Raw genomic sequence first — 23356 nt, forward strand, 5'->3', positions numbered from 1 at the left:
GCGATACATGAGCGTCGACTTCCTCGCCCTGGCTCAGCCGGGCGTGCAAAAACTATCGCCTTATGTTCCGGGCAAACCGGTTGATGAGCTGGCGCGTGAGCTGGGCCTGGACCCGGCGCAGATCATCAAGCTGGCGAGCAACGAGAACCCGCTGGGCGCCAGTCCCAAGGCGCTCGAAGCGATTCGCAGCGAACTTGCCGAACTGACCCGCTATCCGGATGGCAACGGCTTCGATCTGAAGCAGCGCCTCGCTGCGCGTTGTAACGTGCAGGCCAGCCAGGTCACTCTGGGTAATGGCTCCAACGATATTCTCGAGCTGGTTGCCCGTGCTTACCTGGCTCCGGGGTTGAACGCGGTATTCAGTGAGTATGCGTTCGCTATCTACCCAATCGTTACCCAGGCGGTCGGCGCTGATGCTCGCGTTGCGCCGGCCAAGGACTGGGGGCATGACCTGACGGCCATGCTCGCGGCCATCGACAGCAATACCCGCGTGGTATTCGTCGCCAACCCGAACAACCCGACCGGCACCTGGTTCGGTCCCGAGGCGCTCGCCGCGTTCCTCGCTGCGGTGCCGAAAGACGTGCTGGTGGTGCTGGACGAGGCTTATATCGAATACGCCGCAGGCGCCGAGCTGCCGGATGGTCTCAACTATCTGGCCGACTTCCCCAACCTGTTGGTTTCGCGCACCTTCTCCAAGGCCTATGGCCTGGCCTCGTTGCGCGTCGGCTATGCGTTGTCGACGCCGCAAGTGGCTGACGTGCTCAATCGTGTGCGCCAGCCCTTTAACGTTAACAGCCTGGCCCTGGCTGCTGCCTGCGCTGCGCTGGACGACGCCGAGTATGTTGAGAAGAGTCGTCAGCTCAATGAAGTCGGCATGGAACAGCTGGAAGGCGGTTTGCGCCTGATGGGTCTGAAATGGATTCCCTCGAAGGCCAACTTCATTGCCATCGACCTTGAGCGTGAAGCGGCGCCGGTCTATCAAGGGCTGCTGCGCGAAGGCGTGATTGTTCGTCCGATCGGCGGTTACGGTATGCCCAACCATCTGCGCGTCAGTATCGGTCTGCCCGTTGAAAACACTCGCTTCCTCGAGGCTCTGGCCAAGGTTCTGGCGCGTGGTTGATGTCATCTCAGTGCAATCAGGCCAACCTATGATCGGGCGCCTGGTGGTGATCGGTCTTGGCCTCATTGGTGGTTCCTTCGCCAAGGGCCTGCGTGAAAGCGGGCTGTGCGGCGAAGTGGTGGGTGTCGACCTGGACCCGCAATCGCGGCGTCTGGCGGTAGAACTCGGTGTAGTTGATCGCTGTGAAGAAGACATTGCTGTCGCCTGTCGCGGCGCTGATGTCATTCAACTGGCAGTGCCGATCCTGGCCATGGAAAAGTTGCTGGGGCTGCTGGCAACCATGGATCTGGGCAATGCAGTGCTGACCGATGTCGGCAGCGCCAAGGGCAATGTAGTGCGTGCCGCCGGTGTGGCCTTTGGCGCCATGCCATCGCGTTTCGTGCCGGGGCATCCGATTGCCGGGTCCGAGCAGAGCGGAGTGGAAGCGTCGAATTCGCAGTTGTTCAAACGGCACAAGGTCATCCTCACCCCGCTGCCCGAGACCGATCCCGACGCCCTGGCGGTGGTTGACCGGTTATGGCGCGAGCTGGGTGCGGACGTCGAGCATATGCAGGTCCAGCGGCATGACGAAGTCCTCGCCGCGACCAGTCATCTGCCGCACCTATTGGCGTTCGGTCTGGTGGACTCCCTGGCCAAACGTAACGAAAACCTGGATATCTTCCGTTACGCTGCTGGAGGTTTTCGTGATTTCACCCGAATCGCCGGCAGTGACCCGGTAATGTGGCACGACATCTTCCTGGCCAACCGCGAGGCGGTGCTGCGCACCCTGGATACGTTCCGCAGCGACCTGGACGTGCTGCGCGATGCCATCGATGCCGGTGACGGTCACCAGTTGCTCGGCGTGTTTACCCGGGCACGGGTGGCGCGGGAGCATTTCGGCAAGATCCTGGCGCGGCGGGCTTATGTAGAGCCGGCTGCCCACACCCGCAATATCAGTTTCCTGGCGGGCCCTGGCGGCAGAGTCAACGGGAGTATTCGCGTGCCGGGGGATAAATCGATTTCCCATCGCGCGATCATGCTTGGCTCCCTGGCTGAAGGCACCACCGAGGTCGAAGGTTTCCTTGAGGGTGAAGATGCCCTGGCGACCATCCAGGCCTTCCGCGATATGGGCGTGGTCATTGAAGGCCCGCATCATGGCCGCGTGACCATTCATGGCGTCGGCCTGCATGGCCTGAAATCGCCGCCGGGGCCGATTTACCTCGGCAACTCCGGAACGTCCATGCGCCTGCTGGCCGGTTTGCTCGCGGCGCAGAGTTTCGATACGACCCTGACCGGCGATGCCTCGTTGTCGCGGCGCCCCATGGAGCGTGTAGCCGGGCCGCTGCGCGAAATGGGCGCAGTGATCGAGACGGCACCTGACGGGCGGCCGCCGCTGGTCATTCGCGGTGGCCACAAGCTCAAGGCGCTCAATTACCAGATGCCCATGGCCAGTGCCCAGGTCAAATCCTGCCTGCTACTCGCCGGTCTGTATGCTGATGGGCAGACCAGCGTCAGTGAGCCTGCTACCACTCGCGACCATACCGAGCGCCTGCTGCGTGGCTTTGGTTATCCGGTGTGTGTCAAAGCCAATCGGGCGACCCTGGAGTCCGGGCATAACCTCACAGCGACCCATATCGAAGTGCCAGCTGACATTTCGTCGGCAGCCTTCTTCATGGTCGCGGCGTCGATTGCCGAGGGTTCGGAGTTGCTGCTGGAGCATGTCGGCATCAACCCGACCCGGGTCGGCGTGATCGAGATTCTGCGGCTGATGGGGGGTAATATTACCCTGGAGAATCAGCGCGAAGTCGGTGGTGAGCCAGTAGCGGACCTGCGCGTGCGCTCGGCCCGCCTGAAAGGCATCGAAATCCCTCAGGCCCTGGTGCCTTTGGCGATCGACGAGTTTCCGGTGCTGTTCGTCGCAGCGGCCTGTGCGCAAGGGCGCACCGTGTTGCGTGGTGCCGAAGAATTGCGCGTCAAGGAATCCGACCGTATCCAGGCCATGGCCGATGGGCTGCTGGCACTGGGTGTGCAAGTGGAGCCGACGCCGGACGGCATCATCATTGATGGCGGTGCCATCGGTGGCGGTGAAGTCGATGCCCGTGGCGATCATCGTATCGCCATGGCGTTCAGTGTTGCATCTTTGCGGGCGAGTGCCGCCATTCGCGTAAATGATTGCGCTAATGTCGCCACGTCCTTTCCTAATTTTATTGAGCTGTGCGCACAGGTTGGTCTTGGTGTCGTGCAGGAGGTGCATTCGTGAAAGCCAAGGCTCCAGTCATCACTATCGATGGGCCTAGCGGATCCGGTAAAGGAACCGTTGCCGGCCTGCTGGCCAAGCACCTGGGTTGGTGTCTGCTCGATTCGGGCGCGCTTTATCGCCTGCTGGCATTCGCCGCCCGCAATCATGGTGTCGACCTGACCAACGAAGAAGCCCTCAAGCTGCTGGCCGCCCACCTCGACGTACAGTTCGAGACGGTTGCGGGCGGTGGTCAGCGCATCGTTCTTGAAGGCGAAGACGTTACCCATTCGATCCGCAACGAGCAGATCGGCAGCGGTGCTTCCCAGGTCGCTTCGTTGCCAGCGGTGCGCGATGCGCTGCTGCAGCGCCAGCGTGCCTTCCAGGAAGAGCCGGGGCTGGTAGCCGACGGCCGGGACATGGGTACGGTGGTCTTCCCTGACGCCCCCTTGAAGATTTTCCTCACCGCCAGCGCCGAGGAACGTGCACGTCGTCGTTACTTGCAGTTGAAAGCCAAGGGCGATGATGTTAGTCTGTCGAGTCTGCTAGAAGAGATATGTGCGCGCGACGAGCGTGACACCCAGCGAGCGGTAGCCCCGCTCAAGCCGGCGCAAGACGCCATCCAGCTGGATTCTACCGAGTTGTCTATCGAGCAGGTGCTGGAACGCATCCGTAGTGAAATCGCCCTTCGCGATATCGCCGGGTGACCAAGGAGCCATGTGGGAGACCAGACCGAGTCCCGCAGGCTTCCTTTCATATGAACGAAACCCACGTTGTCTGGAGCGTGGCAGATGGGCGTATTCTTCGCCCTTGATCAACAGGAATTAAAATGAGCGAAAGCTTTGCAGAACTTTTTGAAGAAAGCCTGAAAACCCTCAACCTTCAGCCGGGCGCAATCATTACCGGTATCGTTGTCGACATCGACGGTGACTGGGTAACTGTACACGCTGGCCTGAAGTCCGAGGGTGTCATCCCGCTCGAGCAGTTCTACAACGACGCTGGCGAGCTGACCATCAAGGTCGGTGACGAAGTTCACGTTGCTCTGGATGCGGTCGAAGACGGCTTTGGCGAAACCAAGCTGTCCCGCGAAAAAGCCAAGCGCGCTGAGTGCTGGATTGTTCTGGAAGCGGCTTTCGCAGCTGAAGAAGTGGTCAAGGGCGTTATCAACGGTAAGGTTAAAGGCGGCTTCACTGTCGACGTTAACGGCATCCGTGCGTTCCTGCCTGGTTCTCTGGTTGACGTCCGCCCTGTGCGTGACACGACTCACCTGGAAGGCAAAGAGCTCGAATTCAAGGTCATCAAACTGGACCAGAAGCGCAACAACGTTGTCGTTTCCCGTCGCAGCGTCCTGGAAGCCGAGAACAGCGCCGAGCGCGAAGCTCTGCTGGAATCCTTGCAGGAAGGCCAACAAGTCAAAGGTATCGTCAAGAACCTCACCGATTACGGCGCATTCGTCGATCTGGGTGGCGTCGATGGCCTGCTGCACATCACCGACATGGCTTGGAAGCGTATCAAGCATCCATCGGAAATCGTCAACGTTGGCGATGAGATCGATGTAAAAGTCCTGAAGTACGATCGCGAGCGCAATCGTGTTTCCCTGGGCCTGAAGCAACTGGGCGAAGACCCATGGGTTGCTATCAAAGCTCGTTACCCGGAAAGCACCCGCGTTACCGCGCGTGTAACCAACCTGACCGACTACGGCTGCTTTGCAGAGCTGGAAGAAGGCGTGGAAGGCCTGGTACACGTTTCCGAAATGGACTGGACCAACAAAAACATCCACCCTTCGAAAGTCGTGCAAGTCGGCGACGAAGTGGAAGTTATGGTTCTGGACATCGACGAAGAGCGTCGTCGTATCTCCCTCGGCATCAAACAGTGCAAATCTAACCCATGGGAAGATTTCTCTGGCCAGTTCAACAAGGGCGATAAAATCTCCGGCACCATCAAGTCGATCACCGATTTCGGTATCTTCATTGGTCTGGACGGCGGCATCGACGGCCTGGTTCACCTGTCCGACATCTCCTGGAACGAAGTGGGCGAAGAAGCCGTACGTCGCTTCAAGAAGGGCGACGAGCTCGACACCGTCATCCTGTCTGTTGATCCAGAGCGCGAGCGCATCTCCCTGGGTATCAAACAGCTGGAAAGCGATCCGTTCTCCGAGTACGTCACTGTCAATGACAAAGGCGCAATCGTCCGCGGTATCGTGAAAGAAGTTGACGCCAAAGGCGCCATCATCACCCTGGCCGACGACATCGAAGCGACCCTCAAAGCCTCCGAAATCAGCCGTGACCGCGTTGAAGACGCGCGTAACGTTCTGAAAGAAGGCGAAGAGATCGAAGCCAAGATCATCAGCGTTGACCGCAAGAGCCGCGTAATCAGCTTGTCCATCAAGTCGAAAGATGTTGAAGACGAGAAAGAAGCGATCCAGAGCCTGCGTAGCAAGCCTGACACCGCTGAAAACACTGGTCCTACCACTCTTGGTGACCTGTTGCGCGCACAAATGGAAAAACAGAACTAAGTTCTGCTTGACCATGGAAAAGGGCGACTTCGGTCGCCCTTTTTTGTGGGCGCGATTTTTAACGTCGTAAAAATGGTGAATCACAGTTTATTACCTTGAGCGAATCAGCGCTGTCAGACAGGTCTTGCAGAAGACTCCTACAAAAAACAAATTAACCTTCCCTTAGACTTTTCGGCTCGTCAGAAAAGTCGGTTGGGAGTCATAATTGTGTCAGTTAGCTCTAAAGTTCTAATTACTGGAGCCACCGGCTTTATCGGTAGGCATCTATGCCGGTTGTTGGTTGACCAGGGAATGAGTGTGAGGGCTGTGACACGGGGGCCTACAGGCTGCGTAGAAGGTGTTGAATACCGCCGAGGGGATTTGCATGATGAACACTTTTTGCGTGCGAGCCTTGAAGGCATAGATTGCGTGGTACACCTTGCCGGTCGGGCACACATACTTAATAAAAAGAATGATGCGTCAATTCTATATCGCCAAACTAATCACGATCTGACATTGCGAGTCGCTAAGCGGGCCCTTAGTTGCGGTGTAAAACGGTTTGTCTTCCTCAGCACTATCGGTGTGAATGGCAAAACTACCGTGCATAAGCGATTTGACGAGGTCTGCGCTGTCAATCCTCTAGCCGACTATGCCATTTCTAAATATGACGCCGAAGTTTCACTGCAGGGCTTACTGGCCTCAGAAAGCATGGATTGGGTCATTATCAGGCCACCCTTGGTCTACGGAGCTGATGCGCCAGGTAATTTTAAAACCTTGCTCCGAGTCGTCCATCGAGGACTGCCCAGCCCGTTCATGTTGGTCAAGAACGCAAGAAGCATAATATCCGTCGACAATCTGAATCGCTTCATCGCCATGACGGTGGAGAGTCCCGATGCAAGTCGTCAGGTCTTCCTGGTATCTGATGGCGCCGATATTTCGACACACGAAATGCTTCGTGCGCTCTCTTGTGGCATGGAGCGCAGGTTTCTAAGCGTTCCGATACCTGGGTTCATCCTGGGGATTGCTTCTGCGCTCATTGGTAAACAGGAGCTTTACACTCAGCTATGTGGTTCGCTGACAGTTGATTGTTCCAAAGCCCAAGCGCTGGGTTATCAACCCCACTCTGATACCTATAGTGCGCTGGTCGAAGTAGGCAAGACGTACGCATCAGCAGTCCATCGTTAGGACGTCAGCGGCTGCCACACGTAGGCGCTCTGTGTCGCGCTCTTAGGTCGTGAGGGGGCTGAGGGCTTGTTTACCCAGCGGGTCATAGAACCGATGAAGCATGAAATCTTCCAGCCCCGTCGATTGCGACCTGCCTCAAGGTTTCAGGCATCTCATTGGCTGGGCCAAAACTTTTGCCAACATAAGTCAATAGATGGGCTGTTCAAATTCTTCAGGTCATGCTAAAACCTTCGGAGCGCTCTCCTAGCTGCTTGAAAAAGAAGGGAAAAATATGACGAAGTCGGAGCTGATCGAACGAATTGTCACCCATCAGGGGCTGCTCTCATCCAAGGATGTCGAGCTGGCCATCAAGACCATGCTTGAGCAGATGTCGCAGTGCCTGGCGACAGGCGATCGCATCGAAATTCGCGGCTTTGGCAGTTTCTCGCTGCATTACCGGGCACCCCGGGTCGGCCGCAACCCGAAAACCGGCCAGTCGGTAAGCCTCGACGGCAAATTCGTTCCGCACTTCAAGCCAGGCAAAGAGTTGCGTGATCGTGTCAACGAAGACGAGGAAGAGGGGCTCTAGGCCTCCCGACAGGAGTTGAAAATGCGCATGCTCACGCGGGTTCTCACAGCGATCATCGCATTGCTGCTAATCGTATCAACCATCGTATTCGTGCTTGAAAACCGGCAGATCGTGTCGCTGGTGTTCTTTGGCTGGTCGTCTCCCGAACTGGTCCTGGCTGTACCGGTCATCGTCGCTCTGTTGATCGGCATGCTGATCGGGCCGCTACTAGGGTGGTCGGTAGGGCTGCGCAAGCGACGCAAGCAGTCGCAGCGATCTGTCTGAGTAACAGCCTCATTATTTGAGCTCTTCGAGCTTCACGCATCAGCGTTCAATATTGGGTGAATATTAACTTCACCCGACCTCTCGTATCGGGCTTTTCTTATTTTTATCCCCCTTCTGATCAAGTTTGAATATGCAATGGCTATCTTCAGCTTGGAATTTTCATCATTCTTTGTAGGAAATAGCTACAAATTTTGAGTGAATAGTTGCTAGTCGATGTAGGTGCTTGTTCGGCATCTTTCTGAAACGCCCGTATTCGTTGGTTAATGACGGTATGGGTAGACAGAATTGCCACGGAACAGCTGATAATCGCCCGTTGCAAATAATTCGTTCAGGCGCAGAATGCTATCCGTCTAGTGCGGGGTGCACGGTTGGGTTTAAATCCTGGGTATAGGGGTTTAGCGACTTTGCTTGTAAGCGTGATTGAGATCAGTATTCAGCTATGAATAAATATTGTATGGTGTTGCAAAAAAAGTTATCAGTTCCCTTCTTTGTGATGTTGATTAGCTGCTTACTGATCGTGCTAGGCGCACTGAGGAATATAGTCACTCCACTGGGTTACTGGGCTTTATGGGCTTGTATCGCGTGTATCGGTACAGTCAATGTTGTCAGGGCGTTTGGATTGCCTGATTATAAAATCATAAAGATTATGACTGGCGGATTTGCGCTATTAATCCTCGGGCTGCTCGTCGCAGGGTATGCAAACCAGGATAATAATTCATATTATCAGGGTGCTAAGTTTTTTTGCATATATTGTGTGTTTGTTATCGTTTTTGTAAATGCGAAGCAAGTCTCAGGTGAACGGATATTAATGATCAGCAGGCTGTCGGTGGCTTTGGCATTTCTTGTATTTGTAGCCTGTAAGTTTATTTTCAAAGATTACTATGTCGTCTTGGGTGACGGGCGTGAAGGTAGCCAATATGCCGATCCTGGTGTGTTATGGCGCAGCGCAGTTTTCTTTGTCGGTTTCATACTGACAAATGGGTTGGTCAAAGGCCGCTTTAATGCTGTTGATTTCGCTATTGTGCTTATGTCGATCTATATATTGTTTGCGGACTCAAGCAGAACGGGCTTTTTATTATTTTCCATCCTTTGTCTGATTTTGATTGTGAAAAAATATAAAACCACATCGGCTAAAGTATCTTGGAGTTTTTTAGTTTCCGTGTGTCTCGGTTTGGTTGCGTTGATGGGTCTGGCATATCTAGTTGATTTTGCCATATTTGACAGACTATTTACGGTTGATAATACCCGCTTGCAGATGCTTGCAGATGGAGTTTCTAATCTCAAAGGATGCTATCTATTTGGATGCGGCTTCGGTGATTCAAGTTCACTGGTATTTGGCAAGCCAATGGTCGTGCATAATGCCTATCTGGCCGCGCTGGCTGATTTAGGCGTTTTGGGGTTCTGCGGGTTGGTGATTTTAATGGTTGCGCCGTTGGTTATTTATGCTTCCAGGCGAAATGTCGCCTGCCAAAATGATAAAAACCCAGAAATGAGTTTTGTCGCCATGCTGGGAGTCGCGGGTTACGGATTGACGATGATGTTGCATTCGCTGAGTTCGGAGCTTTCAGAGTGGGGTATATGGATAGTGATGGTCTCATGGCAATTTTCATTGTCTGCACCGGCTACGGCTTTTACGACCCGGAAAGCTATCGTTGAATAGGTTGCTTGGTAACGTCAGTCTACTGTTTGTGGTTCAACTGTTCAGTTACCTTATCCCCATTATAGAAATCCCTATTCTAGCCAGAAGCCTTGGCGCCGAATCGTATGGGTCAGTGGTAATGGTACAATCTATTGCGATATTGGCTTCTTTGTTCATGGAGTTCGGCTTCGGAATCAGTGGCGAGCGGCAAGTGGCGCTATCTCCGGACGATGGAGATTTAATCTCTAAAGTATTTAGCGATATATTGTCGGCAAAGCTCGTTATCGCGTTGCCTTTGTTATTAGTCGTCGGAGTACTGGTAGGGACCAACTATTCGAGTATCAATGCAGAGCTGATTTTTTTTGGCGTATTGTATTTTCTGGCGTTTGGGCTGAGTCCTATGTGGCTGTTTCAAGGTAAAGAATGCCTTGCTGGATTTTTGATAGCGGATCTTTTAGTCCGCTTGATGGGCTTGGCCGTATTGCTGCTGCTTTTAGGCAAGGGTTCAGGCGCAAGTGCTGCTTTAGGGGTGATGGCGGGGTGTGCTTTTTTAAATACTCTCTTGGCCAATCTAATGTGTCTACGCTGGATTCGTGACGTTACTTTCAGTTTTCAAGGTGCCAAATCTCAGATCAGATCAAGCTTTCATGTGTTTATCTACAAAAGTAGCAATAATGTATTGTTGAACTCAGGGCCGGCGCTCGTATCCTCCATTGGCGGCGCGCAAGTGCTGGCCTCATATGTGCCAGCCGAGAAAATTGTCCGAGGGTTATCAGGCCTTGCCGGGCCAATTCTAGTAGGCGTATTTCCGTTAACGATCCGGCTGTTCAAAGGGTTATGCCCATCGTTATTTCTTCCTATGCTTATCACCGTTTTTTTAGGCGTTTCGGGAGGGGTTGTTGCAGTTCTAGTCGGGCATTTTGGTGAGTATTTGATGAGTATTACGCTAGGGCCTGGATTTGAGTCATCTGCGGAGGTCATAAAGGTATTTATTTGGGTTGTGCCGCTTCGTATGGTTAATCAAGCCATAGGGTTGACTGTCCTTATTCCAATGAATAAAGATAAATTTTTGAGTATTTTAACTTTATGCTCCTCGTTGTTTGCAGTGTTGGGAGTGTTTTTGTTCTGCTTTTTGTATGGGGCCAAAGGTGCAGCCTTTGGGTTTATTTTGGCGGAGATAATTCTTTTTATGGGGATGGTGATCTATATCAGTAAGATGCTGCTCTGTGGTCGAACGGTCTTCGATGTTGTTCTTGGGGGTAGGTCAAACGTATAGTCGTTTGCTGGACGTGTAGTTGCAGGTGGCTAAGTCAAATAATTTATATGTCCGAGGTAGAGGATGTTAAGCGATGCATGAGGCTTGATTGTGAAAATACTCTATGTTATTACAGGGTTAGGGGTTGGCGGCGCAGAAACACAACTTTCGGCTGTTGCACAGCGGTTAGCAGAATATCACGAGATTTGTATTTGTTATTTTACCGGTGAGCACGGGGTGCCTGTAGACGTTTCCCGTATTCATGTCGTCGGGCTTGATATTAAAAAGACAATCTTCGGTGTTTTCAATGGCTACCTGGCCCTTAGAAAATTGATCGCCGACTTCCGGCCAGATGTAGTTCATGGCCATATGATCCATGCCAATATTTTATCGAGGCTTGCACGGCTTACAATAAAGTTCCCCCGGCTTATTTGCACCGCGCACAACACCTACGAAGGTGGCATGCTTCGAATGCTGGCGTATAGGCTGACCGATAGACTTGCTGATGTCACCACGAATGTCAGTCTTGAGGCAGTACAGGCATTTGAGAAGTTGCGGGCCTGCCCCAAAGGTAAAATGCAGGTTGTTTTCAATGGCATTGATACGACCATATTCAAGAGAGATGACTTTAAACGGGAACATGTTCGTCGTATAGCCGGTGCACAGGAAACCGATAGGGTAATTTTATCTGTGGGGCGGTTGGCAGAGGCGAAGGACTTTCCAACGTTAATTGCTTGTTTCGCGGCCTTGAGTGGCAACGATGGAACGCTGCGGTTGTGGATTGTTGGTGAGGGATGCGAGCGGGTGGCGCTGACGGCGCTTGTCGAGGAGCTGGGCGTCACAGAAAAAATAACGTTCTGGGGTGCGCGAAGTGATGTCGACGCTTTTTATAATGCTGCGGATATCTACGTACTCTCTTCCGCCTGGGAAGGGTTTGGGCTCGTGGTAGCAGAAGCTATGGCGACCGAGCGGGTGGTGGTGGCCACCGACTGTGGCGGAGTGCGGGAAGTTATCGGCGACCAAGGATTTGTAGTTCCGCCCAGGGATGTGCTTTCGCTGACGAAAGGCATCGCGAGGGCGCTGAGCCTTTCTGATGAAGAGAAACGAGTTTTGGGCCTGCGAGCCAGAGCGAGAGTTATTGAAAATTTCTCACTGGATAATGTTGTTGCAAATTGGCTTCATCTATATGAGTCACGCTGATTCCTGGGAGTGATACGGAAATTGATATGAGAGTTATGTTAATAGGAACCACCGCGAGTGGCGTGTTGGGTTTTCGATCTGATTTGATATCAATGTTGATTCTGCGAGGTTATCAGGTGTATGCCCTGGCTATTGATTATTCCGACGCTACCCGACGAAAAGTAGTTGCCTTGGGCGCCGTGCCTGTCGACTATACATTCAGCCGTGCGGGAATGAATCCGCTTGCTGATCTCTGGAATTGCCTGAAATTGGCCAGGATAATAAAAGCTTTCGCGCCGAATTTAGTCTTTAGTTACTTCGCCAAGCCCGTGATATTTGGCACTGTTGCCGCGAAACTGGCAGGAGTTGATCGCTGCATAGTGATGCTGGAGGGGTTGGGATATGCATTTACTGACCATCCTGGAAAAAATAATCTCAAGAGAGCATTTTTACGCAGAGTACAAATACTGTTGTATCGATTTGCTTTTCGCTTTGCTGAGCGACTTGTTTTATTGAATTCTGATGATGCTAAAGATTTGTTGGTAAGGCACAGGATAAAAGTAAAACTAAGCTCTGTGCTTGGGGGGATCGGCTTGAATCTTGAAGACTATCCTTATACGGTTCCACCTCTTTCCCCGGTTAGCTTTATTTTCGTCGGTCGGTTATTAGCCGAAAAAGGGGTGGCTGAGTTTGTCGCCGCGGCCCGACTTATAAAAATTCAATACCCGGCTGTGAAGTTTTTTATGTTAGGCGCTCTCGATAAGGAAAATCCAGGAGCTTTATCTACTCAAGAGCTGGATGAGTTAGTTAGTAAGGGTTTTGTTATACACCCCGGCCATGTCAATAATGTAAATGAGTGGTTGCACCGCTCCAGTGTTTTCGTACTTCCTTCCTATCGTGAAGGCGTCCCGAGAAGCACGCAGGAAGCCATGGCTATTGGTCGTCCCGTTATTACTACTGATGTACCTGGTTGCCGGGAAACTGTGGTAGATGGCAAAAACGGTTTTCTGATTCCGCCGTTCTCAGTCCCTGCGCTTGTGGAGAAAATGCGTTACTTTATCGAGCACCCAGATAAGATTGAAAAGATGGGCCTGGAAAGTTATGCGATAGCACGAGAGCGTTTTGATGCGGAGAAAGTCAATGCCCGTCTTCTCTCATATTTCGATTGAGTTTTTACATTTGGTAAGCAAATATCTCCTCCGCGTATTCTGGGAGGGAATTATGAGCTATGTCAAAAGGCTAGTCGCGATAACAGGGACTACCGGTTTTGTCGGTCGTGGGATCGTGGGCCATCTGAGTGGGCGCTCGGACTATGCCCTGAGGGTTGCCGTCCGCAGCGAGTATCGTGCACTTGATAGTGGCATCGAGGTGGTGACAATCCCGTCTATGGAACCGGATACCTTTTGGACTCCTTTCGTCGCCGATGCCCAAGTTGTCATCCACACCGCCGCTCGCGTCCACGTCATGAACGACACAGCCGCCAGCCCGGAAGCCGAATACCGACGGGTCAATGTCGCCGGCACACTCAATCTTGCCGAACAGGCCGCCGCAGCCGGGGTAAAGCGCTTTATCTTTATCAGCTCGATCAAGGTAAACGGTGAAGCAACGCAGATTGGTGCGCCTTTTACCGCGGACCAACAGACGAATCCAGGCGACCCTTATGGCGTGTCCAAAGCCCAGGCCGAAGAAGGGCTGCGTGAAATCGCCGCCCGTACCGGCATGGAAGTGGTGATCATCCGCCCCGTGCTGGTGTACGGCCCCGGAGTAAAAGCCAATTTCCTCAGCATGATGCGCTGGCTGGACAAGGGTATTGCGCTGCCACTGGGTGCTATCCATAACAAACGCAGTCTGGTTGCCCTGGATAACCTGGTGGATCTTATCGCGACCTGCATCCACCATCCGGCCGCAGCCAACCAGACTTTTCTGGTGAGCGATGGCAACGATCTGTCTACCACCGAGCTTCTGCAACACATGGCCCGCTCACTGGACAAGCCCGCACGTTTGCTCCCTGTACCGATGTGGATGTTAAAAGTTGCCGCAGCAGCTGTAGGAAAGGTCTCTTTTTCCCAGCGTCTGTGCGGTTCCTTGCAGGTCGATATAGGCAAAACCTGTACGATGCTCGGCTGGACGCCACCGGTTAGGGTGGAGGACGCAATGAAAGCAACGGCGCATTATTTCCTGGAACATAAAAACGATGAGTGAGTGGTGGTGGGTTGTTTCGGCAGGTGTTCTGTCGTTGATTCTGACGGGCGGGCTTCGTCGTTACGCGTTGTCGAAAAGCCTGATGGATATTCCTAACGCTCGGAGCTCTCATTCGATTCCTACACCGCGAGGTGGTGGTGTTTCTATCGTTGTCGCTTTCCTGCTGGCTGTTGTGATCCTGGGCTGGCAGCACCTGATGCCGGTGTCTGCGGTGGTCGCAATTCTTGGCGCCGGGGGCTTGGTTGCGGTCATCGGCTTTATGGATGATCACGGACATATCGCTGCCCGCTGGCGCCTGCTCGGTCATTTTGCGGCTGCCGCCTGGGCCCTGTTCTGGTTGGGGGGGCTGGCGCCGCTGAACCTTTTTGGCGCCTCGATCAATCTGGGCGTTATTGGCCATGTATTGGCCGCCTTCTACTTGGTCTGGATGCTTAATCTTTACAACTTCATGGATGGCATCGACGGGATTGCCAGTATCGAGGCGGTTACGACGTGTTGTGGGGTTGGCGTCATCTATGGGCTGACAGGCTTCAATGATCAGGCCTGGGCGCCACTGTTGCTGGCGGCCGCCGTTGCCGGCTTCCTGTTCTGGAATTTCCCTCCGGCGCGGATTTTCATGGGTGATGCCGGCAGTGGTTTCCTTGGTATCGCGCTGGGAGTCCTGTCGCTGCAAGGCGCCTGGGCCGAGCCCCGCTTTTTCTGGGCCTGGTTGATTCTGCTGGGTGTCTTCATTGTTGATGCAACCTTGACTCTGATTCGCCGTCTGTTGCGCGGGGACAAGGTTTATGAGGCGCATCGCAGTCACGCTTATCAGTTTGCTTCACGCCATTTTGGCAAACATTTGCCGGTTACTTTGGGTGTCGGGCTGATCAACGTGCTGTGGCTATTTCCCATCGCGCTATGGGTAGCCTGCATGGGTGGTGATGGCCTTTTGGGAGTATGTATTGCCTACCTCCCTTTAGTCCTCCTGGCCCTTAAATTCCGGGCGGGTGAGCTGGAACGCATTTGAGCGTACGGACATTTCGTTTTTGATATAAATTGCAACAATATTCTGCTTAGCCGCTGCCGGTGTCCTGTATTTCCGGCGAGGGAGCAAGAGAGAGGACTAGAGGTGTTTGAAGGGGTCATGAATAGATTACGAGCTTTTTTATTGGCGTTGCCGCGCCGACAAAAGCGAATAATTCAGGTTTCTGCTGACGTTGTATTGGTCTGGATCGCGCTTTGGATGTCATTTGTCGTTCGCTTGGGGATTGATGATCTGATCAATCCCTTGGACAAACACACTTGGTTGTTTATCAGCGCACCGATTGTCGCCATTCCTCTGTTCATTCGTTTTGGCATGTACCGCGCGGTCATGCGTTATTTTGGTAATGATGCACTGATTGCCATCATCAAGGCCGTCAGTCTTTCAGCCTTGATACTGGGTATCGTGGTGTATTCCTACAGCAACCATCAGGCTGTGGTGCCACGCTCCATCATGTTCAACTACTGGTGGTTGAGCATGGTCATGATCGGCGGCCTTCGTTTGGCCATGCGCCAGTATTTTCTCGGCGACTGGTTTTCGGCTGCCCAGCATATGCCGTTTGCCAACCGCGACGACGGCTTGCTCAAAGTGGCGATCTACGGTGCCGGTGCGGCAGGCAATCAATTGGTTGCTGCGCTGCGCATGGGACGTCTGATGCGTCCGGTGGCGTTCATTGACGATGATGAATCGATTTCGAATCGGGTTATTTCCGGTCTGCAGGTGTACAAGCCCAAGCATATTCAACGCATGATCGATGTCACGGGCGCGCAGGAAATCCTCCTGGCCATCCCGTCCTCGACCCGTGGTCGTCGTCGCGAAGTCCTAGGTTATCTGGAGGGATTCCCGCTGCATGTACGCAGCGTGCCGGGTTTCATGGATCTGGCTGCGGGCCGGGTCAAGGTCGATGACCTTCAGGAAGTGGATATCGCTGACCTGTTGGGCCGTGACTCGGTGCCTGCCCAGGACGACTTGCTGGAGCATTGCATCAAAGGCAAGACGGTGTTGGTGACCGGTGCTGGCGGTTCGATTGGGTCGGAGCTGTGTCGGCAGATTCTGATACTCAAGCCGACGACGCTGTTGCTGTTCGACCACGGCGAGTTCAACCTTTACACCATCCTTTCTGAACTGGAACAACGTATTGCCCGTGAGTCATTGTCGGTCAAGTTGTTGCCCATTCTGGGGTCAGTGCGCAATCACTCGAAGATGCTTGATGTGATGAAGACTTGGAGTGTCGATACGGTTTATCACGCGGCCGCTTATAAACATGTGCCGATGGTCGAGCACAATATTGCCGAAGGCGTTATCAACAATGTCGTCGGTACACTTAATACTGCCCAGGCGGCGTTGCAGGCGGGTGTTGCCAACTTCGTGCTGATTTCCACCGATAAGGCTGTGCGGCCGACCAATGTGATGGGCAGCACCAAGCGTTTGGCCGAGCTCGTCCTGCAAGCCCTGAGCCGGGAAACTGCTCCAGTCATGTTTGGTGACAAGGGCAGGGTTTATCAAGTCAATAAAACCCGCTTCATCATGGTTCGTTTCGGCAACGTACTGGGCTCTTCGGGCTCGGTCATTCCGTTGTTCCATAAGCAGATCAAGTCCGGTGGCCCGCTGACGGTGACTCACCCACGCATTACCCGTTATTTCATGACCATCCCTGAAGCGGCGCAGTTGGTGATCCAGGCGGGCTCCATGGGGCAGGGTGGCGATGTGTTCGTGCTGGATATGGGTGAGCCGGTGAAAATCGTCGAACTGGCTGAGAAAATGGTGCATCTCTCCGGCTTGAGCATCCGTTCGGAGAAGAATCCTCAAGGTGATATCGCCATCGAGTTCAGTGGCTTGCGGCCAGGTGAAAAACTCTATGAGGAGTTGTTGATCGGTGACAATGTCGTCGCCACGCAACATCCGATGATCATGAGCGCCCACGAAGACTTCCTGTCCTGGGATCTGTTGAAAACCCAGTTGTCGCGCTTATTGGCGGCGGTTGAGGAAGACGATTACACCACGGTCCGGCAGTTGCTGCGAGAAACCGTAAATGGTTATGCGCCAGATGGAGAGATTGTTGACTGGATATATCAGGAGCGCAGTCAGGAGTCCTGAATATTAATTGTGAATTAATATGCCTGGTTGTAAGTGGGTTTAAGTGAAATAAGCAGAAACTTATAGCTTCATTGACAGGGTTTAATCTTGGTCTAGTTTTCAGGGGCAGCTTTGGAAAGTTGTACTTAAACCTTGATTAGATAGATGGAGCTTCATTTATGCGTAAGGCTTTTATTTCCTCCCTGTTGTTTGCATTTCTCAGCAGCGCCACGGTTGCCGTAAATGCGGCACCGGTTGCTCCAGCGCCGGCAAGCGCTTCCGCCGTCAGTGCGACTGCCCTGATTCCGGCAAGCGATAAGCTCAGTATCAACAACGCAGACGCAGAAACACTGCAGCGAGGGCTCACCGGAATTGGTGCCGCCAAGGCCGCCGCCATCGTGGCCTACCGCGAGGAGAACGGCGCTTTCACCTCGGTCGATGAGTTGCTAGAAGTCAAAGGCATCGGCAAGGCGATCCTGGAGAAGAATCGCGACAAACTATCCATCAACTGACAGCGCTTCATTCGTTCCTGGGCAAGGCCGATCATTTGATCGGCCTTGTTCGTTCAGGGCGTTTTTCGCCTATGGTTCACACACCGATCCGATCGATGAAATGTCATCAGCCTTGACACAGGATGGGCTCATCGACATAGTATTTAATTAAATTATTGTCGTAATATTATGAGTTTATACCCGTAGGCCGCTATGGCCCAGGAGAGTTGCAAGTGAGTGGACGTCGAATCGTAGTCACTGGAATGGGTCTGGTGACGCCATTGGGCAGTGGCGTAGAAGCTGTCTGGCAGCGCCTGTTGGCAGGCCGTTCAGGGATTGTCCAACTACCGGAAGAAACTGTTGCTGACCTCCCTGGCAAGGTCGGCGGCCCGGTGCCTTTGCTCGCGGATGATGCCGAAGCCGGTTTCGATGCCGATGCGGCGGTGGCGCCCAAAGAGCAGAAAAAGATGGACCGCTTCATTCTGTTTGCCCTGGCAGCGGCCAAAGAAGCCATTGCCCAGGCTGGCTGGGCCCCTGAAAGCGACGAAGCCAAGGAGCGGACGGCGACGATCATTGCTTCCGGTATTGGCGGTTTCGGTGCCATTGCCGACGCGGTACGCACAGTGGATACCCGCGGGCCACGGCGTCTGTCGCCGTTCACTATCCCGTCGTTTCTGGTCAATCTGGCCGCAGGTCATGTCTCGATCCAGCACGGCTTCAAAGGGCCTCTGGGCGCGCCGGTAACGGCGTGCGCCGCTGGTGTGCAAGCCATTGGCGACGCAGCGCGGTTGATTCAGTGCGGCGAGGCGGACATCGCCATTTGTGGCGGGGCAGAAGCGGCCATCGATCGCGTCAGCCTCGGTGGTTTTGCTGCAGCCCGGGCGCTGTCGAGCGACTTCAACGAAACTCCGGCGCGGGCCTCGCGGCCGTTTGATCGTGATCGCGACGGCTTCGTCATGGGCGAGGGCGCGGGGATCCTGGTCATCGAGTCCCTGGAACATGCACTGGCCCGCGGCGCGCAACCTATCGTTGAACTCGTCGGCTACGGCACCAGCGCCGACGCCTACCACCTGACCGCCGGGCCGGAAGACGGCAGCGGTGCACGACGGGCGATGCAGACGGCGATCCGTCAGGCCGGCATTCAACCTGCTGAAATCCAGCACCTCAACGCTCATGCGACGTCCACCCAAGTCGGTGACAAGGGCGAGTTGGCAGCGATCAAATCGGTGTTTGGCGAGCAGAACGCGATTGCCGTGACGTCGACCAAATCGGCCACCGGTCACTTGCTTGGCGCCGCAGGGGGGATCGAGGCGATTTTCACCGCACTGGCGATTCGTGACCAGATTGCTCCGGCCACCCTGAATCTGGAAAATCCGGATGAATCGGCGCAGGGCGTGGATATCGTGCATGGCGCAGCGCGGCCGATGGATATCGAATACGCCCTGTCCAACGGCTTCGGCTTTGGCGGGGTCAATGCCAGCGTGCTGTTGCGTCGCTGGCACCCTTGACGGGATGACCGGGGGGGCTGGATCAGGCTTTGTTGAAGTCCTGTTTCAGCCACTCCCGGGTGGTGTTCAGAATCTGCTCCGAGAATGCTTTGTCCTGAACACTGCGGGCCATGGTCAGGGCGCCGATCATGGTCGACATCATGACCAGGCTGCGGGCATCGGCGTCGGGCTTGTCGGCCATGGTCTTCTCCAGTGCGGCGATACGCACCTTGAGCATTTCATCAGTGATTGCACTGGGTTCGCCACGCTGGCCGAGTTCGGCGCACATGGTCGGCAACGGGCAGCCTTTTTCCGGACTGTCGCGGTGAGTCGGGGACAGGTACATATCGAGAAAGGCGCTGAGGCTGTCTTCCTTGTCGAGAGTCTGCGCGGTGCGTTCCTTGGATTGATCGACAGCGCAGCGCAGCGCTTTTTCGACCAGTTCGTCCTTGGATTTGAAGTGGGCATAAAAACCGCCATGGGTCAGGCCCAGTGCTTTCATCAAGGGTTGCAGGCCGGTCGCGCCAATGCCGTCACGGCGAAAACGGGCCGAAGCTTCCTGCAGAATACGTTGATGAGTCTGGGCTTTATGATCTTCCGCGTAACGCATGCGATGAGTCTTCCTGCAAGAATTCGTAAAATGTTGAGCGACATTCTCACATGGAAAACAGGGGCAATGCAGTATTCATTTTCTGCATTGCCTGCCATTGGTCAGCTAGTGCCGTGCGAATTCGGCCCTGTCGGTACTCAGGGCTTGGGCCCGAGCATTTCTTCCAATGCCTTGCCCTGGGGCGCGCCCTGGATCTGTTGCATCTGGCCCTTGTCATCGAGATAGAAGATCGACGGTGTGGCGGACAGGCCCATCTGGTTCATCAACTCCATGTTGCCATCGAGCTTGGCCTGGATATCCGCCGGGATCTTGGCCAGGGGCTTCAGTGTGCTGCCGCGACCTGCCGCTTCGTGTTTGGTAAGGGCGACTTCCGGGTTCTTGTCGGCGAGCAGGGCAGCGGCCTTGGCGGCGCTGTCTTCACGAATGATACCGACCATGATGTGGCGCAGTTGCACTTTGCCAGCCTTGACCCAGGGCCGCGCCTGTTCCCAGAACATATTGCAGTACGGGCAGTTGGCGTCGCTGAAAAGATAGACGATCTTCGGTGCGGTCTGGCTGCCGTCGGCGATCCAGGTGGTTTTCTCAAGCTTTGCCCAGATCTCCTTGGACATCGGTTCGTATACCAGTTTCTCCAAAGGTGCGCGGCTCAGGTCCTGGCCTTTGGCGTCGTACAGATTGCCCGCCAATACATGCTCGCCATCGGCGGTCAGGTACAGGGCAATCGCTTGTTTGTTGTACTCGGCGGCGTAACCGCGCAGGCCGCCGGGCGCGTCGAAGCTGCTGACGATATGCGCGCCCTTGGCTTGCAGCGCCTTGATCGGTGCCGGTAGCTCTTCTGCTGCGCGTAATAACGGGCTTTGCAGGGTGATGGCAGCCAGGGCCAGAGTCGACAGAATACGGGTCAGCGTCATGGAGTGGTCCTTGGAGAGGCGGAAACAGCGGCGGCCGACCCCGTCACGCTTTCTAGCGCGCGGGTCAGGCTGGCATTGGACAGTTCACCCAGGTGGCTGCCTTGCAGGCGCCCCTCGGCGGTATAGAAAAGTGTGCTCGGCAGGGCCATGGCGCCTACCTGCTGGGCCAGTTCGCCGTCGTCGAACAAGACGTGATCCAGTGCCAGGCCTTGGGTATCGAGAAAATCGGCGACGGTCTTGGGGCTCTCGGCCTGATTGACGAAGAGGAACACCACATCGTCGCGTTGCTGCTGCGCGGCGTGTAAAACCGGCATTTCCCGGCGACAGGGCGGGCACCAGGTGGCCCAGAGATTGATCACCAGCGGGCGGCCCTTGTAGTCGGCCAGACGCACGGGCTCGCCATTCGCGTTGCGCAAGGTGAGGTCCGGCAGTGCCGCGCCCTGCTGATAGAAAGACAGCGCCAACTGGCTGAGCAGCCAGAACAGCAGGCCGCTACCCAGGCCCAGCGCCAGTGGCCGTCTTGACCTGGCCCGCTGCCAGCCGTACAGAGCGCCGCCAACGATGATGGTCAGCACGCCGACCCAGGCGAGAAAGCCGCCATCGCGGATATCCACGGCCTGCCAGGGGCTGTCGCGATACTGCGACCAATAGGCGATTACAAAGGCCACACGGGCGACCAGCAGGCCGAGCAAAAACAGGCTGAACTGCACCGATTCCGGATTGTTCGCGCCACTGCGTCGAGCGCTCCACCAGGCAACGACCGAGGCCAGGCCCAGAGCCAGCAGCAACAGCAGATGGTTGACCGCCAGGGCAAAGGGGCCGATGGCAATGCTGAGCATCAGCCGCGCTCCCGGGTCGCCTGCCACTGCTGGATGAAGGCTGTTGCACCGACTTCGCCGGTAATCCGACGGTCGCGACGCTCCTGGCCGTCAGGGCCGATCCACAACAGGCTCGGCGGCCCTGGGACCTTGTAGCGACCGAGCAGCTCGCGGCTGGCTGCGTTGTCGGCGGTGACGTCCAGACGCAACAGGCGCACGCCATTCAGTGCGCCGAGTACGTCAGGTTTGGCGAAAACCTGTTTTTCCATGATCTTGCAGGACACGCACCAGTCCGCGTAATAGTCGATCAATACCCACTGACCCTGGCTTTGCGCCGTATCCAGTTCACGCTGCAGGGCCTGGGGATCGCTGACGGTGATAAAGGCGTCTTGATGGTTCTCATTGCTGACTGCGGAGCCAGCGCGATAGACCTTCAGCGGCTGCCAGGGATCATCGGCGCCGCCAGCGGCACCGATCAGCATCAGTACGCCCCAGATGCCGAGGATCAGGCCGCCGGGGCCGAAGATCATGGCGCCGTGGCGCAGTTGACGGGCCTGGACAATGGCGCTGAAGGCGACGATCAGCAGTAATCCACCCCAGAGCCCGACCCACAGCGCTTCGGCCAGCAGCGGCCTGGCGATGATCAGCGCCGTGGCCAGCAGCAACATGCCGAACACGCCCTTGACGATATCCATCCAGGCACCCGGTTTGGGCAGGAAACGGTTGCCCAGGGTGACCACCAGCAGCAACGGCAGGCCAATTCCCAGGCCCAGGGCAAACAGCACCAGACCACCGTGCACAGCGTTGCCGCTCTGGGCGATGTAGAGCAGCGCGCCTGCCAGCGGTGCGGTCATGCAGGGGCCGACCATCAACCCCGACAGCGCGCCCAGCACAGCAGCACCCAGCAGACTGCCGCCCTGACGCTGACGTCCAGCCTGTTCCAGACGATCACGCAGGAAACCCGGCAATTGCAGTTCGAAGAAGCCGAACATGGGCAGGGACAGCAGCACGAACAACGCCGCAAAACTGCCCAGCAGCCAGGGCTGTTGCAGCACTGCCTGCAAGTTGCCGCCCAGCAGCGCCGCAACCACGCCCAACCCGGCATAGACCAGCGCCATGCTCAGCACGTAGCTGCTGGCCAGGGCGAAACCGCGCCGAGGGCGAGCGCCGCTGCCTACCACTACCCCTGCGAGAATCGGCAGCATCGGCAGCGAGCACGGGGTGAAGGCCAGCAACAGGCCGAGGCCGAAGAACGCCAGCAGGCTCAAGCCAAGGGAGCGTTGTTGCAGGGTGCCAGCGAGGGCCTGATCCGGAGCCTGGCCGACGCTTTGTTCAACCGTCGCCGTGGCGCTCTTGCCGCTGCCCAGATCGAGCACCTTGCTCTGCGGCGGATAACACAGGCCGGCATCGGCGCAACCCTGCCAGCCCAGCTTGACCTGGCCGGTCACGGCAGCGGGAATACGCACTTCGACACTTTCCCGGTAGACCTGCTGTTTGCCGAAGAACTCGTCTTCGTGGTCGTCGCCCTGGGGCAGGACCGGTTTGTCCGCCGGACTGAGACCATCGAATTTCAGACGTTGCTGATACAGGTAATAACCGTCAGCGATCCGCCAGTTGACCACCATATCGCCGTTGTCTGCGCGCTCGGTGGTGAGGATGAAAGCCTGGTCCACCGTGAGGAAGTCGGGCTTCTTGGCGAAAGGATCGTTGCCCGGCAGGGCTGCCTGGGCCAGCAGGGGCAGAAAGATGAACAGCAACAGCAGCAGACGACGCATGGAGCAGCCTTATTGAGCAGAGTCCCGAAGAGGGTGAGACAAG

Annotated in this window: 20 protein-coding genes; 16 read left to right on the plus strand and 4 right to left on the minus strand. The window is 55.4% G+C overall.

Annotation, left to right across the window (positions count from 1 at the left end; genetic code table 11):
• The first annotated feature begins 7 nt into the window (after window positions 1-7).
• From hisC to fabF, 16 genes are all read left to right on the plus strand, one after another.
• On the plus strand, window positions 8-1120 hold the full coding sequence (hisC, locus tag M2401_RS02840; RefSeq protein WP_259099360.1) for a histidinol-phosphate transaminase: 1113 nt from the start codon (window positions 8-10) through the stop codon (window positions 1118-1120).
• Between the two features lie 28 nt (window positions 1121-1148).
• Window positions 1149-3359: a bifunctional prephenate dehydrogenase/3-phosphoshikimate 1-carboxyvinyltransferase gene (locus M2401_RS02845; RefSeq protein WP_259099361.1), complete on the plus strand. Its 2211-nt coding sequence runs from the start codon at window positions 1149-1151 to the stop codon at window positions 3357-3359.
• The gene (gene cmk / locus M2401_RS02850) at window positions 3356-4042 is read left to right on the plus strand and encodes a (d)CMP kinase (RefSeq protein ID WP_259099363.1); all 687 of its coding nucleotides are present in this window, start codon (window positions 3356-3358) and stop codon (window positions 4040-4042) included. The genes M2401_RS02845 and cmk overlap by 4 nt, the downstream gene beginning before the upstream one ends.
• A gap of 122 nt (window positions 4043-4164) precedes the next feature.
• On the plus strand, window positions 4165-5850 hold the full coding sequence (rpsA, locus tag M2401_RS02855) for a 30S ribosomal protein S1 (RefSeq protein ID WP_259099365.1): 1686 nt from the start codon (window positions 4165-4167) through the stop codon (window positions 5848-5850).
• A 207-nt stretch (window positions 5851-6057) separates the two neighbouring features.
• Complete coding sequence (locus M2401_RS02860) at window positions 6058-7014, plus strand: NAD-dependent epimerase/dehydratase family protein (protein ID WP_259099367.1); 957 nt, start codon at window positions 6058-6060, stop codon at window positions 7012-7014.
• Between the two features lie 271 nt (window positions 7015-7285).
• Window positions 7286-7582, plus strand: a complete 297-nt coding sequence (gene ihfB / locus M2401_RS02865; RefSeq protein WP_003369729.1) for an integration host factor subunit beta — start codon at window positions 7286-7288, stop codon at window positions 7580-7582.
• Between the two features lie 21 nt (window positions 7583-7603).
• Window positions 7604-7846: a LapA family protein gene (locus M2401_RS02870; protein WP_259099387.1), complete on the plus strand. Its 243-nt coding sequence runs from the start codon at window positions 7604-7606 to the stop codon at window positions 7844-7846.
• Window positions 7847-8285: 439 nt separating this feature from the next.
• Entirely contained in the window at window positions 8286-9506 is a 1221-nt protein-coding gene (locus M2401_RS02875) for an O-antigen ligase (protein ID WP_259099388.1), read from the plus strand.
• Window position 9507: 1 nt separating this feature from the next.
• On the plus strand, window positions 9508-10761 hold the full coding sequence (locus M2401_RS02880; RefSeq protein ID WP_259099896.1) for an oligosaccharide flippase family protein: 1254 nt from the start codon (window positions 9508-9510) through the stop codon (window positions 10759-10761).
• A 90-nt stretch (window positions 10762-10851) separates the two neighbouring features.
• On the plus strand, window positions 10852-11940 hold the full coding sequence (locus tag M2401_RS02885; RefSeq protein WP_259099390.1) for a glycosyltransferase: 1089 nt from the start codon (window positions 10852-10854) through the stop codon (window positions 11938-11940).
• 26 nt (window positions 11941-11966) lie between these two features.
• Window positions 11967-13088 carry a glycosyltransferase family 4 protein gene (locus M2401_RS02890; RefSeq protein WP_259099392.1) on the plus strand — a complete coding sequence of 374 codons (1122 nt, stop codon included), beginning with the start codon at window positions 11967-11969 and terminating at the stop codon, window positions 13086-13088.
• A gap of 52 nt (window positions 13089-13140) precedes the next feature.
• On the plus strand, window positions 13141-14121 hold the full coding sequence (locus M2401_RS02895) for an SDR family oxidoreductase (RefSeq protein ID WP_259099897.1): 981 nt from the start codon (window positions 13141-13143) through the stop codon (window positions 14119-14121).
• Complete coding sequence (locus M2401_RS02900) at window positions 14114-15130, plus strand: glycosyltransferase family 4 protein (RefSeq protein ID WP_259099393.1); 1017 nt, start codon at window positions 14114-14116, stop codon at window positions 15128-15130. The genes M2401_RS02895 and M2401_RS02900 overlap by 8 nt, the downstream gene beginning before the upstream one ends.
• Before the next feature lie 117 nt (window positions 15131-15247).
• Window positions 15248-17242 carry a nucleoside-diphosphate sugar epimerase/dehydratase gene (locus M2401_RS02905; protein WP_259099395.1) on the plus strand — a complete coding sequence of 665 codons (1995 nt, stop codon included), beginning with the start codon at window positions 15248-15250 and terminating at the stop codon, window positions 17240-17242.
• A 158-nt stretch (window positions 17243-17400) separates the two neighbouring features.
• Window positions 17401-17733 (plus strand): helix-hairpin-helix domain-containing protein, encoded by a 333-nt coding sequence (locus M2401_RS02910; protein WP_259099397.1) that lies wholly within the window; start codon window positions 17401-17403, stop codon window positions 17731-17733.
• A gap of 212 nt (window positions 17734-17945) precedes the next feature.
• Window positions 17946-19220 carry a beta-ketoacyl-ACP synthase II gene (fabF, locus tag M2401_RS02915; protein WP_259099399.1) on the plus strand — a complete coding sequence of 425 codons (1275 nt, stop codon included), beginning with the start codon at window positions 17946-17948 and terminating at the stop codon, window positions 19218-19220.
• Between the two features lie 22 nt (window positions 19221-19242).
• Here fabF and M2401_RS02920 read toward each other — a convergent pair whose 3' ends face one another.
• The 4 genes from M2401_RS02920 to dsbD all read right to left on the minus strand — a co-directional run bounded on the left by M2401_RS02920 (window position 19243) and on the right by dsbD (window position 23313).
• Complete coding sequence (locus M2401_RS02920) at window positions 19243-19809, minus strand: TetR/AcrR family transcriptional regulator (RefSeq protein ID WP_259099400.1); 567 nt, start codon at window positions 19807-19809, stop codon at window positions 19243-19245.
• A gap of 137 nt (window positions 19810-19946) precedes the next feature.
• On the minus strand, window positions 19947-20720 hold the full coding sequence (gene dsbG, locus M2401_RS02925; RefSeq protein ID WP_259099402.1) for a thiol:disulfide interchange protein DsbG: 774 nt from the start codon (window positions 20718-20720) through the stop codon (window positions 19947-19949).
• A complete protein-coding gene (locus M2401_RS02930) occupies window positions 20717-21559 on the minus strand; it encodes a TlpA disulfide reductase family protein (RefSeq protein WP_259099405.1) in 843 nt (280 codons plus the stop codon). Before M2401_RS02930 ends, dsbG begins: the two co-directional genes overlap by 4 nt.
• Window positions 21559-23313, minus strand: a complete 1755-nt coding sequence (gene dsbD / locus M2401_RS02935; RefSeq protein ID WP_259099408.1) for a protein-disulfide reductase DsbD — start codon at window positions 23311-23313, stop codon at window positions 21559-21561. The genes M2401_RS02930 and dsbD overlap by 1 nt, the downstream gene beginning before the upstream one ends.
• Between the last annotated feature and the right edge of the window lie 43 nt (window positions 23314-23356).

This window comes from Pseudomonas sp. JUb42 (assembly GCF_024807945.1).
Taxonomy (GTDB): domain Bacteria; phylum Pseudomonadota; class Gammaproteobacteria; order Pseudomonadales; family Pseudomonadaceae; genus Aquipseudomonas.